Source organism: Streptomyces sp. SCSIO 75703 (assembly GCF_036607905.1).
GTDB lineage: Bacteria > Actinomycetota > Actinomycetes > Streptomycetales > Streptomycetaceae > Streptomyces.
The window spans coordinates 6,266,204-6,282,821 of record NZ_CP144555.1; the positions used below are offsets into that span (position 1 = coordinate 6,266,204).

2 protein-coding genes (1 of these 2 only partly in view) are annotated in these 16,618 nt (G+C 76.4%); both read left to right on the forward strand.

Going from position 1 to position 16,618, the window contains the following annotated elements:
• Nucleotides 1-3,303, forward strand: a complete 3,303-nt coding sequence (fabD, locus tag VM636_RS27770) for an ACP S-malonyltransferase (RefSeq protein WP_053913133.1) — start codon at nucleotides 1-3, stop codon at nucleotides 3,301-3,303.
• A protein-coding gene (locus VM636_RS27775) for an SDR family NAD(P)-dependent oxidoreductase (RefSeq protein ID WP_338485950.1) crosses the window boundary here: on the forward strand, nucleotides 3,300-16,618 show its 5' portion. 6,250 nt of this gene lie beyond the right edge of the window; only the first 13,319 of its 19,569 coding nucleotides appear in the window; the start codon lies at nucleotides 3,300-3,302; the stop codon falls past the right edge of the window. The genes fabD and VM636_RS27775 overlap by 4 nt, the downstream gene beginning before the upstream one ends.

Consider the following 16,618-nt stretch of genomic DNA (forward strand, 5'->3'; position numbering starts at 1 on the left):
ATGTTCTCCGGGCAAGGGTCCCAGTATTACGGGATGGCTCGGGAACTATATCGCGCCCACCCGGTTTTCGCGCGCACGATGCGGTCATTGGACACCGTCTTCGGCGATGCCGGATTACCGGGGGTACTGAACGAGATCTACCGGGAGGACCGCACCGCGGCCCACCCCTTCGACACGCTGGCGTACACGCATCCGGCCATCCTCATGGTGGAACTGGCCCTGGTCGAGACGCTCCGCGCGGAGGGCGTCCGGCCCGATCACGTCCTGGGCGCGAGCCTGGGGGAGTTCGCCGCCGCGGCGGCCGCCGGCGTCCTGGACGTCGAGGAACTGGCGCGTTCCCTCGCCGAGCAGGTCCGCCTGGTGGACCGGCACTGTCCGCCGGGCGGCATGATCGCCGTCCTCGACGACATCCGCACGTACCGGGCGCGTGGCGAGGACGGACCGCTGGACCAGCGGCTCACCGGTGACCTCGAACTCGCCGCGGTCAACTTCGACCGGCACTTCGTCCTCACCGGGGAACCGGACGAGGTCGCGCGGTTCGAGGCCCGGCTGCGGGCCGACGGCCGGCTCTGCCAACGGCTGCCCGTGACCTACGCCTTCCACTCCCGGCTCATGGACGTGGCGGCCGAGCCCTACCGCCGGGCCCTGGCCGGACTCCGGGTCCGCCCGCCCGACGTGCCCTTCGTCTCCTGCGCCGCCGGGACCGCCCTCGACGACGTGCGCGTCGACCACTTCTGGCGCATGGTCAGGGAACCGATCGACTTCCGGAGAGCCGTCGGACACCTGGAGAACCAGGGCCGCGCCTCGCTCTACCTGGACCTCGGGCCGTCCGCCACGATGGCCAACTTCGCCACCCGGAACTTCGCGCCGGGATCCCGGTCGGCCTCCCTCGCACTCGTCGACCCGTTCGCCCGCGAAGGACAGAGCCTGGAACGCCTGCGGGAGGTCGCCCGGCGCCCCCGACGTCCAGCGGCAGGAAAACCGGCACACCGTGGAGAGCGAGAGCGCATGAAGGCAATCATCTTTCCCGGCCAGGGTTCGCAGTCCCGCGGAATGGGCGCCGCCCTGTTCCCCCGCTTCCCGGAACTGGTCGCCGGCGCCGACGAGGTACTGGGCTATTCCGTGGCCGAACTCTGCCGGGAGGACCCGGACCGCCGGCTCGACTCCACCGAATTCACCCAGCCCGCCCTGTACACCGTCTGCGCCCTCTCCCACCTGGACCGGGCCGGCGGCGGCTGGCACGGTGCCCACTTCTTCGCCGGGCACAGCCTCGGCGAATACACCGCGCTCTTCGCCGCGGGCGCCTTCGACTTCCTCACCGGACTCCGCCTCGTCAGGGAACGCGGCCGGCTGATGGGCAAGATCCGTGACGGGGGCATGGCCGCCGTCATCGGACTCGACGACGAGAAGGTCCGTACGGTGCTCACGGAAAACGGCCTCACCGACGTCGACATCGCCAATCACAACTCCCCCGGCCAACTGATCCTCTCCGGACCGAGAGAACGCGTCCACGGGGCCCGGGACGCCTTCCTGCGGGCCGGCGCCAGGAATTTCCTCCCGCTCAAGGTGAGCGGCGCCTTCCACTCCCGCGCCATGGAACCGGTCCGCGGGGAATTCGAGGCGTTCCTCGCCGCGACGGCCTTCGCCCCGCCGGCCGTCCCCGTCATCGCCAACGTCACCGGCCGCCCCCACACCCCCGAGGGCCTGCGCCACGCGCTCGCCGAGCAACTGGTCCGGCCCGTCCGCTGGGAACAGAGCGTCCGGCACCTCCTGGCACAGGGCGTCACCGACTTCGAGGAGACCGGGCCCGGCACCGTGCTCACCCGGCTCGTCGACCGCATCCGCCGGAGCCCCGCCCCGCGCCCGGCGACCACCACCGCGCGGGCCACCCGGCCCACCCGCACCGGCACCGGCCGGGCGGAACCCGGCCACCGGCCGGCCGACGCCGCCCCGGACGCGCGCAGCCTCGGCAGCGAGGCGTTCCGCACGGCCTACGGCACCCGGTACGCGTACGCGTGCGGCTCCATGTACCGCGGCATCGCCTCCGAGGACCTGGTCATCCGCGCCGCCCGCGCCGGACTCCTCGCCTTCTTCGGCAGCGGCGGACTGGAACGGGCCCGCATCGCCTCGGCCATCGACCGCATCACCGCCGCACTCGGCCCCGGCGCCCCCTTCGGCGTGAACCTGGTCCACAACCCGACCCTGCCCGCCGTCGAGGACGACACCGTCGGCCTCCTCCTCTCCCGCGGCATCCGCACCGTGGAGGCGTCCGCCTTCATGAAGGTCACCCGCGCGCTCGTCCACTACCGGCTGAGCGGGCTGTCCAAGGGACCCGACGGAGAGGTCCGCATCACCCACCGCCTCATCGCCAAGGTCTCCCGCCCGGAGGTCGCCGAGAGCTTCCTCAGCCCCCCACCCCAGCGACTGGTCGGCCTCCTCGAACAGGAGGGCCTGGTCACCGCCGAACAGGCCGCGCTCGCCTCCCAGGTCCCCATGGCCGACGACCTCTGCGTCGAGGCGGACTCGGGCGGCCACACCGACCGGGGCAACCTCCTCGTGCTGCTCCCCGCCATGCAGCGGCTGCGCGACCGGATCACGGGCGGGTTCGGCTACCCGGACCGGGTCCGCGTCGGCGCGGCCGGAGGCATCGGCACCCCCGAGGCGGCGGCGGCGGCCTTCCTGCTCGGCGCCGATTTCGTCCTCACCGGGTCGATCAACCAGTGCACCGTCGAGGCCGACATGAGCGACCTGGCCAAGGACATGCTCCAGCAGATCGACGTCCAGGACACCGACTACGCGCCGGCCGGCGACATGTTCGAACTCGGCGCCCAGGTGCAGGTGCTCAAACGCGGCGTGTTCTTCCCGGCGCGCGCCAGGAAACTCCACGAGCTGTACCGGCGCCACGGGTCGCTGGAGGAGATCGACCCGGAGACCCGGGCGCTGATGGAACAGCGCTACTTCCGCAGGCCGCTGGCCGACGTGTGGCGCGAGACCCGGGAGTTCTTCGCGGAACGGGACCCCGCGGAGCTCGAGAAGGCCGAACGGAACCCCAAGCACCGGATGGCGCTGGTCTTCCGCTGGTACTTCGGGCACAGCCAGCGGGCCGCCATGGCCGGTTCGGCCGACAGCCGCGTCGACTTCCAGGTCCACTGCGGGCCCGCGCTCGGCGCCTTCAACCAGTGGGTCAAGGGCACCGGGCTGGAGGACTGGCGCGCCCGGCACGTCGACGAGATCGGCGTGCTCCTCATGGAGGCCACCGCCCGCCACCTGAGCGACGCCCACGCGGCGGAGGCCCGCCGGTGACCGGCACGGCCCGGCACCGCCGGGACACCGCCGAGGGCACCGCCGGACGGATCGCCGTGGTCGGCATCGGCTGCCGGCTGCCCGGCGCCCGCGACCACCGCGCCTACTGGGCCAACCTCGACGCCGGCCTCTGCTCGGTCCGCGAGATCACCGCCGACCGCTGGGACACCGCCCGCCACTACTCGCCCGACCCGTCCTCGCCGGACACCTCCGTGAGCAAGTGGTGCGGCCTGCTGGACCACCCGTACGCCTTCGACCACGCCTTCTTCCGGCTCTCCCCGCGCGACGCCGCGCTGATGGACCCCCAGCAGCGGCTGGTCCTGGAGGAGACCTGGCACTGCGTCGAGGACGCCGCGATCCCCCTCGCCGAACTGAGCCGCGCCCGGACCGCCGTGTACGTCGGCGTCATGGCCCGCGACCACCTCCAGGAGGCGGGCCGGGACGGCGCCCCGGTGGAGGGCCACTCGGGCCTCGGCGGTTACGACGGCCTGCTCGCCAACCGCGTCTCCCACACCCTCGGCCTGCGCGGCGCCAGCGTCTCCGTCGACGCCGCCTGCGCCTCCTCGCTCGTGGCCCTCCACGCGGGGATGCGCGCCCTGCTCGACGGCGAGGCCGACTACGTCCTGGCCGGCGGCGTCAGCCTCAACCTGCACCCGTGGAAGTACCTCACGTTCTCCAAGGCGCGCATGCTCAGCCCCGAGGGCCTGTGCAAGACCTTCTCGCACGACGCCGACGGCTACGTACCGGGCGACGGCGTCGCCATGGTGCTGCTGCGCCCGCTGGCGGACGCCGTGCGGGACGGCAACCACGTCTACGGCGTCCTCGCGGGCAGCGCCGTCAACCACGTCGGCCGCGGCGGCACGATCACCGCCCCCAGCGTGGACGCGCAGCGGGAGGTCGTCTCGGCCGCGCTCGCCCGCGCCGGCTGGGATCCGCGCACGGTCACCTACGTGGAGGCGCACGGCACCGGCACCTCGCTCGGCGACCCGATCGAGGTCGAGGCGCTGCACCGCGTCTACGCGCCCGCGTCACCGGACACCGGCTGGTGCCGCATCGGCTCGGTCAAGCCCAACATCGGGCACCTGGAGGCCGCCGCGGGCGTCGCCGGGCTCGTCAAGGTCCTGATGATGATGCGCGCCCGGACCGTCCCGCCGAGCCTGCACATCCGCGACCTCAACCCGCTGATCCGCTGGGCGGACGGCCCGTTCGAGGTGACCCGGCGGAGCGTCCCCTGGCGGCCGCACCGGGAGGGACGGCCGCTGCGCGCCGGCGTCAGTTCCTTCGGCATGGGCGGGGTGAACGCGCACGTCGTGGTCGAGGAGTACACGGAGCCGGGCGGCGGCGCGGCCGGTGCGCCGCCCGCGCCGCCGGGCCGCGGCCGGCGTCCGGAACGGGTCCGGCACCCGTTCCTCCTCTCCGCCCGCAGCCCCCGCTCCCTGGGACTGCTGCTCGCCCGCTGGCGCGAGGACGCGGCGGGCGGCGGCCGGACCGGGCAGCCGGTCGCGGACGTCTGCCGCACCCTCGCGGCCGGCCGGGAGCACTTCCCGTACCGCTTCGGCGGGCTGGTCTCCGACAGCGCGGACATCGCCGCGCTGCTGACGTCGGCGCCCCCGGCCCCGGCCGCCGTCCCCGGTCCCTGGCGCCTCGTCGTCGGGCCGCTCGCCGTCCCGCCCCGGCGCGGTCTGGCCCGGCTCCTCGCCTCACCGCTGTACGCCGACGCCGTGGCCGGGCTGCGCGCCCACTCCCCGAAGAGCGCGGCGGCGCTGCGGGAGCTGCGCCGGGGTGGCGGGAGCCCGGACCACACCTTCCTCTTCACCCACCTGACGGTGTGTGCGCTGCTGGACGCCGGTTTCGCGCCCGGCACGGTGACCGGGCGGGGCGCGGGCGTGTGGCCCGCGCTCGCGGCGGTCGGGGCGCTGGACGTCGGGGACGCCGCCGCGCTCGCCCGGGGGGAGGAGCCCGGGGGCCCGGCGCCGATGCGGGCGCCGCGGATCGCGTTCGCGGAGCCGGCCACCGGCCGCGTCCTGCCGCCGTACCGGCTGGACGCGGAGTACCTCACCGCGCTCCGGGAGGGGCTGCGGGTCGGGGCGGACGAGGCGGCGGCGCTGTACGGGCGGGCGGCGCGGCTCGCCGACGGCCAGCACACCTTCCGGGGCCATCTCCGCGAGTGGGACCGCCTGTCGGCCGAGCGCGGCGGGGACGGCACGCGGCTGCCGGCCGACGGTGACGGGTGGCGCCGCGCGGCCCGGGACCCCGCCGGGCAGACGGCCCTCCTCCGGGTGCTCGCCGTGCAGAACGCGCTCGACCTGGTGCACCGGAAGTGGGGCATCGAACGGGAACGGGAGACGGGCAACGCCGAGGCACGGGAGATCCTGGACCTGCTGGCCCTCGACGTCCTGACCCGCGAGGACGCCGTCGCCCTGGTCCTCGGGGACGGCACCGCGCCGGCGGCCGTCGCCGAGCGGGCCCGGGGGCGCCTCGGACGGATTCCCGTGGAGGGGGACGGCTGCCCGCTGCTGCGGTCGCGTTCCGCGCCGTCCACCGGAGTCGGGGAGTTGCGGTCCTGGGCCGCCGCCCCGGCGGCGGACGCGCCGGGGGACGCGGCGGAGGCGGTCCTCGCCGTCGGGGCGGTGGCGTCCGCCGCCGAGGTCGTCGTCGACGGGCCCGGGGCGATGGCCGACTCGCTCGCCGGTCCGCTGCTGGAACTGTGGCTGCGCGGCGTCGGCATCGACTGGCGGCGCACCCGCACCGGGGCGCCGGGCCGGGTGCTGTCCCTGCCGACGACCGAGTTCGTGCGCAGCGAACACCGCCTGGAGCGGGCGCCGGACACCGCGGAGGCCCCGCCGCGTACGGGGGGACCGGAGGCGTCCGGGGCGGACCGTGACCTTCCGGTACGGCGGGACGGCGTCGCGCTCCGGGAGGTGTCCCGGCGCCTGCTGGACGCACCGCCGCCCGGGGGGCGGCCCCCGGCCCGTGGACCCGTGCTGATCGTGGTACCGGAGCGCCACCACGAGGAGTCGCGGGAGGCCGTCCGCGAGGGACTGCCCGGGGACAGGCCGCGCTGGGTCCGGCTCGGCACGGCGTACGGACGGGACGAGGCCACCGGCGCCCGGACGGTGCGGGCCACCGAGGAGGACGACTGGAGGCGGCTGTTCGCCGCCCTGGCCGCGGAGGGCGAGCCGCCCTCCCGGATCGTGCACCTGGTGGCACCCCGGCCCGGCGCGGACCTCGACGAACGGCTCGGCGAGACGGTGTACGGCGCGTTCCTGCTGGCCAAGACCGCCGCTTCCGCCCGCGAGGACGGCCGGACCGAGATCGTCTGCCTCCGTCCGGCGGGCACCGCCGCAGCCGAGGAGGGGGAGACGGAGACGGCGGCGCTCGGCGGGTTCGCCCGCGCCCTGCGCCGGGAGACGTCCCGGGTGCGGCTGCGCACGCTCACCGTGGACGGCGGACCGGCCGACCCGGACGTGTGGCGGCGCGCGGCGGCCGAGTGGGGCGGCGAGGACGACACGGTCCGGGTCGCGGGCGGCGTGCGCCGCGTGGCGCGGTACGAGGAGGCCGAGGGCGGCCCGGTCGCGTACCCGGGCGTCCGGCCGGGCGGGGTGTACCTGATCAGCGGCGGCGCGGGCGGGCTCGGCCGGATCACGGCCGGGCACCTGCTGCGGACCGAGGGCGTCCGGGTGGCGCTGGTCGGCCGGTCCGCGCTGCCGGGGGAGCCGTCGGCCGCCCTGGCCGGGCTCCTCGGCGGGGACGACCCCCGGGCGGTCCACCTCCGCGCCGACGTGGCCGACCCGGAGCAGGCGGACGCGGTGGCGGCCCGGGTGCGCGCGCGGTGGGGCCGGATCGACGGGGTGCTGCACGCGGCGGGCGTGCTCCGGGACGGTCTGCTCGCCGGCAAGGGCCTGGACGACGTCCGCGAGGTGTTCCGGCCCAAGGTGCTCGGCGCGGCGCACCTGGACCGGGCCACCCGGGACGACCCGCTGGACTTCTTCGTCCTGTTCTCCTCCGTGGTCGCCGTCTGCGGCAACACCGGGCAGACCGGCTACGCCGCCGCCAACGCCTTTCTGGACGCCTTCGCGGACCAGCGGGAACGCCTGCGCGGCCGGGGGCTGCGCTCCGGCCGGACGGTGGCCGTCGGCTGGCCCCTGTGGGAGGGCGGCGGCATGACCGTCGCCGACGGGAACGGGGGTGTCTTCCGGCCGGACCGCGGGGTGTTCCCGCTGCCGGAACGGACCGGGCTGGCCGCCCTCGACCGGGTCCTGGCGGGTCCCGCCGGGCACCGGGCCTTCGTCCACGCCACCGCCGAGGGCGCCGCCCGGCTGCTCCGCGGCGGGCGGGAGGAACCGGGGCCGGCCGGGAAGCACCCCGCCGAAGCCGGGCCGGGAGAGCCACGGGAGCGGGCGGTGCGGTACCTCACCGGCGTCTTCGCCGACCTGCTGGGCGTCGCACCGGACCAGGTGGACCCGGACCTCGGATTCGACGAGTACGGCATCGACTCGATCCGGGTCACCCAGTTCAACGCCTGCGTGGAGCGGGACCTGGGGCCCGTGCCGCAGACGCTGCTCTTCGAGTGCCGCACCCTGGCGCAGGCCGCGGAACGGATCGCCGCGCACCGGCCGGCGGAACTGGCCGCGTGGTCCGCCGGCGAGACGGAGACGGGGCGAGACGACGCTCCGCGGAGGGGCGACGGGGGAGCGGCGGCCCCGGTCCCCGACGGTGCCGTCCCCGCGCCGCGCCACGTCGTCACGGCGACGGCGGACCCGGCCGCGCGGGCCGACGGGGAGGCGGAAGCGGCGGATCCGGACGCCATCGCCGTGATCGGCATGGCCGGCCGCTATCCCCTGGCCCCCGACCTGGACGCCTTCTGGCGGAACCTCGCCGCCGGACGCGACTGCGTCACCGCCATCCCGCCCGACCGGCGCCGCGACTGGGGACTGCCGGCCACCGGGGACCTGCCGGGTGACAGCGGCATCTACTGCCCCTCGGGCGGGTTCCTCGACGGCGTCGACCGCTTCGACCCGCTGTTCTTCCACGTCTCACCGCGCGAGGCCGAGGTGATGGACCCACAGGAGCGCATCTTCCTGGAGGTCGCCTGGTCCGCCTTCGAGGACGCCGGATACCCGCCGCACCGCCTCGGCGACCCCGACGACCCCGCGCAGCGCCGGGTCGGGGTGTTCGCGGGCGTCACCACGCAGACGTACCTGCTGTGGGGCCCCGGACGGTGGAACGCCGACGATCCGGTCATCCCCACCTCCACCCCGTGGTCCGTCGCCAACCGCGTCTCCCACCGGCTCGACCTGCACGGCCCGAGCATGCCTGTCGACACCGCCTGCGCCTCCTCCCTGCACGCCGTCCACCTGGCCCGCGTGAGCCTGGCCCGGGGCGAGTGCGACATGGCCCTCGTCGGCGGCGTCAACCTCTACCTGCACCCCGCCAAGTACCGCTGGCTCTGCCAGATGCGGATGCTGTCGCCCACCGGACGCTGCCACGCCTTCGGCGAGGCCGCCGACGGGTTCGTGCCCGGCGAGGGCGCGGGCGCGCTGCTCCTCAAGCCGCTGCGCCGCGCCCTCGCGGACGGCGACCGCGTCCTCGGCCTGATCCGCGGCACCTCCGTCAACCACGGGGGCCGCACCAGCGGTTTCACCGTGCCCAACCCGCGCGCCCAGGCCGAGTTGGTCCGGGCCGCGCTGCGCGACGCCGGGGTGGCACCCGACGCGGTCGGGTACGTCGAGGCGCACGGCACCGGCACCGCGCTCGGCGACCCCGTCGAGATCGCCGGACTCGCCCAGGCGTTCCAGGACGTGCCGGCCCACGGAGCGGCGGAGGGCGACGGCTGCGCCCTGGGATCGGTCAAGACCAACATCGGTCACCTGGAGTCCGCCGCGGGCATCGCCGGGCTGACCAAGGTGCTGCTGCAACTGCGCCACGGCACCCTCGTGCCCTCCCTCCACGCCGAACGGGAGAACCCGCGGCTGGACCTGGCCGGCACGCCCTTCCGCCTCCAGCGGGAGGTCTCGCCCTGGCACCGGAAGACCGGTGCCGACGGCCGCGAGCTGCCCCGCCGGGCCGGCATCAGCTCCTTCGGCGCGGGCGGGGCCAACGCCCACGTGATCGTCGAGGAGTACCGGGGCCCCCGGGCACCGCGCGGCGCCCCGGACGGCGAGCACCTGATCGTCGTCTCCGCCAAGGACCCCGAGCGGCTCCGCGAGCACTGCGCCAACCTGGCACGGCACCTCGCCGACCCGCCCGCCGACGTACGCCTCTCCGAGGTCGCCCACCAGCTCCGGATCCGCCGGGAGCCGCTGCCCGAGCGGGTCGCGCTGCTCGCCTTTGACCCGCGCGAACTCGCCCGGCGCCTGGCCGAGGTGGCCGGGGGCCGGCAGCCGGCCGACCGCTGCTGGACCTCGGCCGGGCGCACGGCGCACGAGCGCCGGGAGGCGCGGGAGGCGGTGGCCGACGCCCTGGCCTCCCGCGACCCGGCCCGGCTGGCGGAGTGCTGGGTGGCCGGCGCGGACGTCCCGTGGGCGCGGCTCCACCCGGAGCCGCTGCGCCACGTGGACCTGCCCGCGTACCCGTTCGCCCGGGAACGGCACTGGCTGCCCGAGACCGTACGGGGGGACGCCCCCGGGGCCGGCGACGGCCCGGCTCCTCCCGAGGGCCACGTGGAGGCGGACCGCCCGGCCGCCGGCCAGGACGCGCCGGCCGCCCACCCGGGCCCGGCCGGGCACCCCTTCGTGACCGGTGTCTCGGAGGCCGACGGCGGCACGTTCACCGACCTCACCGGCGAGGAGCTCTTCCTCGACGACCACCGGGTCGACGGTGTGCCGGTCTTCCCCGCCGTGGGGTACCTGGAGATGGTCAGGGAGGCGACCCGCCTGCGGGGGCGGCCCGCCGTGCGCCTGCGGAACAACGTCTGGGCGCACGCGTTGACCGTCCCGGCCCCCGCCCGTTTCCACCTGGGCCTGGAACCGGGCGCCGACGGCTGGTCGTACGAGGTGTACAGCGTCGACGGCGACGGCGGACGCCGGGTGCACGGGCGGGGCAGGGCCGACACCGCCGCCCCCGAACCCGCCGACGACGAGCGGACCGTCGACCTCGACGCCGTCCGGGACCGGTGCGGACACCGGGCCGGCGCCGCGGAGTTCTACGCCCTCGTGCACGGTCTCGGCCTCGGCCTGGGGGACTCCTACCAGGGGGTGCGCCGGGTGTGGTGGAGCGAGGACGAGGCGCTGACGGAACTCCGGCTGCCCGAGGCCGCCGAGAACGGCGCGGACCGCTTCGTCCTGCATCCCGCGATGCTGGACTCGGCGCTCCAGGCGTCGCTGTGGCTCATCGAGCGGCGTGAGGGGCGCGGGCGGCTGCACCTGCCGTTCACCATCGGGTCCCTCGACGCGGCCCACGGCACCCCGCGCCGCGGGTACGCCCATGTCGTCGTCCGCGCGTGGACGGAGGCCGGGAAGAAGATCGAGGTGCGGCTCTGCGACGAACACGGCCGGGTCCTCCTGACGGTCCGCGACTTCTGGCTGCGGCCCCGGCGCCCGGCCGTCCCCGCTCCCGAAGACCCGCCCGCGCACGGCCGGCCGGCCGGGACCTTCTTCCGCCCGGTCTGGACGCCGAGCGGACCCCCGGCGGACGGGGACCGGTCGTTCGGCCGGGTTCTCGTCCTCGCGCCCTCCCCGGCCGCGGGACACGCCCTCGCCTCGGCCGTCGCGTCCGGGGGCGCCACGGGGGCGAGCGTCGTGGTCACCCCGGGGGCCGCGTTCCACCGGGCGGCCGAGGGCGGCGGCCGGCACACCGTCACCCTGCGCCCGGACCACGCCGGTGACGTCGAGTGCCTGGTGGCGGAGGCGGCCGGACTCGGGCCGGCGGGCGGGGCGCGCGGCCGGGAGGCCGGGCTCGGCATCGTCCACGCCCTGCCCGCGACCGCGTTCACCGGCGCCGCCGAGGCGGTACGGGGGCAACTCGACGACGGGCTGCTGCCCCTGTTCCACCTGGTGCGCGCCGTGCTGCGGTCCGGCGATCACAGCCCGGTCCGGCTGGTGTGCGCGTACCCGGGGACCGGCGGGGAACAGCCCGGCTACGCGGCGCTCGGCGGTCTCCTGCGCACCCTCGCCCGGGAGAGCGCCCGCTTCTCCACCGCCCTCGTCGAACTGCCCGCCGCCGAACTGGCCGGCCTGGCCGAGGACACCACCGCCGCGCGCACGCTGGCCGCCGAACTGCACAGCATCACCGGGCGGTTCACCGACATCCGGCACCGGGACGGCCGGCGGACCGTGCGGACCTGGACCGCCCACGGCACACCACCGACCGGCGGCGGGGCCGTGCTCCGCCCCCGGGGCGTCCATCTCGTCACCGGCGGCGCGGGCGGCATCGGCTCCCTGGTGGCCCGCCGGCTCGCCGGCCGGCACGGTGCCCGCCTGGTCCTCGCCGGACGCTCGCCCCACGACGAGCGTGTCGACGCGCTCCTCGCCCGGATCGCCGAGGACGGCGGCGAGGCCCACTACGTACGCGCCGACACCTCCCGGCCCGAGGGCGCCGCCGACGCGGTGCGCGCGGCGGAGCGGGTCTTCGGCGAGGTGCACGGCGTCTTCCACTGCGCCGGGGTGCTGCGCGACGGCTACCTGGTCCACCAGGACCCGGAGCGGCTCCGCGAGGTGCTCGCGCCCAAACTGTGGGGCGCCGTCCACCTGGACGCCGCCACCCGGGGACAGCCCCTCGACGCCTTCTGCCTGTTCTCCTCGGTCGCCGCCCCGCTCGGCAGCGCCGGACAGGCCGGATACGCCTACGCCAACGGCTTCCTCGACGCGTTCGCCCGGTGGCGCGACGAACAGTGCCGGCAAGGAGCGCGCCGGGGACACACCACCGCGGTGAACTGGCCACTGTGGCGACACGGCGGGATGACCGTCGACGACGAGGTGCGGGCCTGGCTGCGCGCCCACCTCGGACTGGAGCCGCTGGAGACGGAGCCGGCGCTGGCCGCGCTCGACGCCGTGCTCGACGGGCCGCCCGGTCCCGTCCTGTTCGTCGGCGGGGACGGCGCCAAGGTGGCGGCGCTGCTCGGCACGGAGCCCCCCGGGGACACGGGCCGGCGGCTCGGGGAGGAAGGGGACGGCGGGCCCGCCGAGGGCGGGCACCCCGCCGACCAGGGGGAGGACACGGTGAACCATCCGGCACCGGCATCGCGGACGGCCCTGCGCGCCGTCCTGACCGACGAGGCCGCGGCCATCGTCAAACTCGACCCGGCGCGCATCGACCCGGCCGCCGCGATCGGCGACTACGGCTTCGACTCGCTCACCTTCAGCCGCTTCGCCAACCGGCTCAACGAACGGCTCGGCCTGGACATCACCCCGGCCACCTTCTTCGAGTACACGACGGTCGACGACCTCACCGACCACTTCCTGGAGACCTTCCCCGACGAGATCGGCCGCCACGTCCAGGCCCCGGCCGCCACCGCCCACCCCGCGCCGGCCGCCTCTGCCGCCCACCCCGCACCGGCCGCCTCTCCCGCCCACCCCGCGCCGTCGTCCTCTTACGGTCGTCCCGCCCCGTCCGCGACGGCCGTCGTCCGGGAAGCCGCCCCCGCCGCCCTCCCCCCGGAGCCCGCCCCCGCGGGTCCCGAGCCGGTCGCCATCGTCGGCATGCACGCCGAGATGCCCGGCTGCCCCGACCTCGACGCCTACTGGCGGCACATCGAGGCCGGTGACGAGCTGATCTCCGAGATCCCCGCCGACCGCTGGGACTGGCGCGACCACTACGACCCGACCGGGCGGCGGGAGGGCACCACGGTCAGCAAGTGGGGCGGCTTCCTCCCCGAGGTCGACACCTTCGACGCCCGGTTCTTCGGCGTCTCGCCGCGCGAGGCCGAACTGATGGACCCGCAGCAGCGGCTCTTCCTCCAGACCGCCCACCGGGCCGTCGAGGAGGCCGGCTACCGGCCCTGCGACCTCGCGGCCGGCCGCACCGGTCTCTTCGTCGGCGTGGCCACGCACGAGTACTACGACCTGCTGCGCGAGGCGGGCGTACCGACCGAGGCGTACACCACCACGGGGCTGTTCCACGCCATCCTGGCCAACCGCGTCTCGTACCTGATGAACCTGAGCGGCCCCAGCCTCCCCATCGACACGGCCTGTTCCAGCTCCCTGGTCGCGCTGCGGACGGCGGTCGAGTCGCTGCGCGCCGGAAGCTGCGACGCCGCCCTCGTCGGCGGGGTCAACCTGCTGCTCTCCCCGACGATCTACGTCTCCTTCTCCCGGGCCGGGATGCTCAGCCCCGACGGGCGCTGCAAGACCTTCGACGCCGCCGCCGACGGGTACGTGCGCGGCGAGGGCGTCGCCGCCCTGCTCCTCAAGCCGCTGTCCGCCGCCGAACGCGACGGGGACCACGTGCACGCCGTCATCCGCGGCAGCGCCGTCAACCACGGCGGCCGGGTCAACACCCTCACCACCCCCAACCCGAACGCCCAGTCCTCCCTGATCGTCGACGCCTTCGAGGAGGCCGGCGTCGACCCGGAGACCGTCGGATACGTCGAGATGCACGGCACCGGGACCGCGCTCGGCGACCCGATCGAGATCAACGGGCTCAAGAAGGCGTTCCGGGAACTGCGCGACCGCGCCGGGCTGCCCCGGCTCACCGAACCGTGCACGGCGATCGGCTCCGTCAAGCCGGTCATCGGCCACCTGGAGGCCGCCGCGGGCATGGCCGGAGTGGTGAAGGCCATCCTGGCCATGAAGCACGGCAAGCTGCCCGGCAGCCCTCACATCCGCGAGCCGAACCCGCACATCCAGCTCCGGGGCGGCCCGCTGCGCATCCCCCGGACGACCGAGCCCTGGCCGCGGCGCACCGGTCCCGACGGGCGGGAACTGCCCCGCCGCGCCGCGGTCAGCTCCTTCGGCTTCGGCGGCACCAACGGACACGTCCTGCTGGAGGAACACCTCCCGCACACCCCGCGGGTCACGCCGCCCGGCCGGAGCCCGGAGCGGGTGTTCGTGCTGTCGGCGCGCACCGGCGAGCAACTGCGCGAGTACGCCGGACGGATGGCCTCGGCGGTGGCCGGCGGCACGGCCGGTCCCGGCGCCTGCGGTGCCGCCGCCGACGCGGGGGCCGGCTCCGGCGCCGACGGGGCCGAGCCGGAGCTGACCGCCCTCGTCGCCGACGCCCTCGGCGTGCTCCCGCAGGAGGTGCCGGCCGACGAGCCGCTGGGCGACCTCGGCCTCGGGCCGGTCGCCTTCGGCACCCTGCGCGAGTGGATCGCGGACCGGTACGGACCGGCCGGCGGGGGAGCGGAGCCGTCGGCGGCGTCGTCCGTGAAGGACATCGTCGGCCGCCTCGCCCCCGCGCGCCCCGCCGCCCCCGTCGACCTGCGCGCTCTCGCGTACACCCTCCAACTGGGGCGCGAACGGCGGGAGCACCGGCTCGCCGTGGTCTGCGACGACGCCCGTGACCTCGCCGCCTCCCTCACGGCCTTCGCCCGCGGCGGGGCCCGGGACGGGCGGACCTGGCACGGTGTCACCGCAGGGGACGCCGAGACGCCCGCCGCCCCGCTCCCGGACCCGGACCGGGAGGACCCGCGGACCGTGGCACGGTGCTGGACCGAGGGCGCGGACGTCGCCTGGGAGCGGCTGTACCCGGGCGAACCGCCCCGCCGGCTCTCCCTGCCGCCGCACCCGTTCGCCCGCACCCGGTACTGGGTCCCCGGCGCCGCCGGCCGCGAGCGGACCTGGACCCTGCGCGTGCGGCTGGACGCCTCGGACCGCCTGGTCGCCGAGCACCTGGTGCACGGCCGGCCGGTCCTGCCCGGCGTGGCGCACCTCGCCCTCGCCCACACGGCGCTCCGCACCCGTCGCACGGGCGCCTTCCGGCTCGTCGGGGCCGTCTGGCTGCGGCCTCTGGACGTCGGGCCGGGCCGGTTCCGGGAGGCGGAGGTGCGGCTCCGCGAGAAGGACGGCCGCGTCGAGTACGAGGTGGTCGCGTCGTCCGGCACGGACGCGCCGCCCGTCACCTGCTCCCGGGGCACCTGGGAGGAGCGGCCCGGCCCGTCCGGCGCCGACGGAACGCCGGCCGGCCTGGCGGCGCTGCGGCGGCGCTGCGGCACACGGCTCGACGGGCACGAGGTGTACGAGAGGTTCGCCGCTGCCGGCCTGGAGTACGGGCCGCTCTTCCGGGGCCTGCGCGAGGTCCGGGTGGGCGAGAGCGACGTCCTCGCCGCGTACGACACGGCGGAGGCGGGCTCCGTGCCCGGCGATCCGGGCTTCCACCCCACGGTGCTGGACGCCGCCCTCCAGGCCGTCGGCGCCTTCGGTCTGGCCGGCCCGGACGGCGGGGGCCCGACGCGGCTGCCGTTCGCCCTGGACTCCGCCGACCTGGGGGAGCCGCTGCCGGGCACGGGACACGTCCACGTGCGCCGGACCCCCGACGGGCGGACCGACGTGAGCGTGCTCGACGAGACCGGGCGCCGGTACGCCGTGCTGCGGGGCGTCACCGTCCGCGAGCGGCACACCGGGGACACCAGGCCCGCGTCCCACGACGCGCCGCGCTTCGACCGCTTCTTCCACGAGCCCCACTGGAGCGAACAGCCCCTGCCCGACGGCACGCGGGCGCCCCGGGCACCGGAGGACGGGACCCTCCTCGTCCACACGGCCGACTGTCTGGGCCTGGACCGCGCACTGTCCTCCCGGGCCCCGTCCGTGCGCGGTGTCCGGCTCGGGGCCCCCGGCACCCCGACCCGCCTTCTCGCGGACGGCGCCTGGGAGGTGGATGCCCGCGACGACACCGCACTGCGCGAACTCCTCGCCCGCGTGGGGGAGTTCCGGCACGTCTGGTACCTCACCGGACCGCCCTCCCGGCACCCGGCGGACGACCCGGCCGACCCGGTCGACATGTTCTTCCGCCTCGTCAAGGCCCTGTCGGACACGGACCGGACGCCGGCGCTGCGGTCGCTGAGGGTCGTCACCGCCGGCGTCCACGACGTGGACGGCACCCGTACCGGCAACCCCCGCGCCGCGGGACTCGGCGGCCTCTGCAAGACCCTCGCCAAGGAGTACCCGCACCTGGACGTCGGCTGCGTCGACCTCGCGGCGCCCCCCGCCCCCGGGACCGGCCTGCCCGACGGGACCGTGGACGCCCTCCTCGCGGAGCCCGCCCAGCGCGCCGGCGAGGAGGTCGCGCTGCGCGCCGGACGCCGTTTCGTGAAGCGGCTGCGCCCGGTGCCGCTGCCCGCCCCCGGCCGGCCCGTGTACCGGCAGGGCGGCACCTACCTCATCGTCGGCGGCACCGGCGGCATCGGCGGCACCCTCGCGGAGCACCTGGCGAAGTCCGC